This window comes from Pseudonocardia sulfidoxydans NBRC 16205, from assembly GCF_007989085.1.
Lineage (GTDB): Bacteria > Actinomycetota > Actinomycetes > Mycobacteriales > Pseudonocardiaceae > Pseudonocardia > Pseudonocardia sulfidoxydans.
This window is the reverse complement of the sequence record NZ_BJVJ01000184.1, coordinates 1-988: the sequence shown is the minus strand read 5'-3', so window position 1 is coordinate 988 and position 988 is coordinate 1. Positions and strand designations below refer to the sequence as shown.

Annotated in this window: 1 protein-coding gene; it reads right to left on the bottom strand. The window is 69.8% G+C overall.

Features of this window, described 5'->3' with window-relative positions:
* Nucleotides 1-986 (bottom strand): NAD(P)-dependent alcohol dehydrogenase (locus PSU4_RS30930; RefSeq protein WP_147116226.1); only part of this gene is annotated, 986 nt, incomplete at its 3' end.
* Nucleotides 987-988 lie beyond the last annotated feature (2 nt).

The window sequence follows — 988 nt, the reverse complement described above, 5'->3', positions numbered from 1 at the left end:
TCGAAGGCGCGGGAGACCTCGTCGAAGCCGAAGGTGTGGGTCGTCATCGGGGTCGGGTCGATCCGGCCCGAGAGCATGAGCTGGAACATCCGGCCCATCCGCTCGCTGCCGCCCGGGCACAGACCGGTGTGGATGGCCTTGTCGTTCATCCCGAGACCGAACGCGTCCAGCGGCAGCTGCAGCGGGGCCGGGTTCTCCCCGTGGTAGCCGATGTTGGACACCCGCCCACCGGCCTTGGTGACCCGCAGGCACGCCTCGAAGGTCTGCGGGAACCCGAAGGCCTCGATCGCGGCGTCGACACCCTCACCGCCGGTGAGGTCCATGATCTGCTCGACCGGGTCGCCCGCGGAGAAGTCGACGATGTCGTCGGCGCCGAAGCGTTTGGCCAGGGCCTGGCGTTCGGGGCGGGACTCGACGGCGATGATGCGCCCGGCGCCGAGGGTGTTGGCGGCCAGGGTGGCGGAGAGCCCGACCGGGCCCTGTGCGAAGACCGCGACGGTCTCGCCGAAGTTGATGCGGGCGTGTTCGGCGCCCATGAACCCGGTGGAGAGCATGTCGCAGCTGTAGACGGCTTGGGCGTCGGTGAGGGAGTCGGGGATCGCGGTGAGGTTGGCCGCGGCGGCGGGGACGACGAAGTACTCGGCCATGTTGCCGTCCATCTGGACGGTGTACTTGTAGCCGCCCAACGCCCCGCCGCACTGGCTGGTGTAGCCGCGCTGGCAGTAGGCGCAGCGGTAGCAGGGGGTCACGGCGTTGACCGCGACACGTTGGCCTTCGGTCCAGCCGGTGACCGCGGAGCCGAGTTTGTGGATGACGCCGACGGATTCGTGGCCGAGGGTGCGCCCGTCGGGGACGGGCAGGGCTCCCTTGACGGTGTGGACGTCGGAGGTGCAGATCAGTGCCGCGGTGGTGCGGACGATCGCCTCTTCCGGGCCTGGTTCCGGGATCGGCTTCTCGACGACGGCGGTCGATCCGACCCGCTCGATGA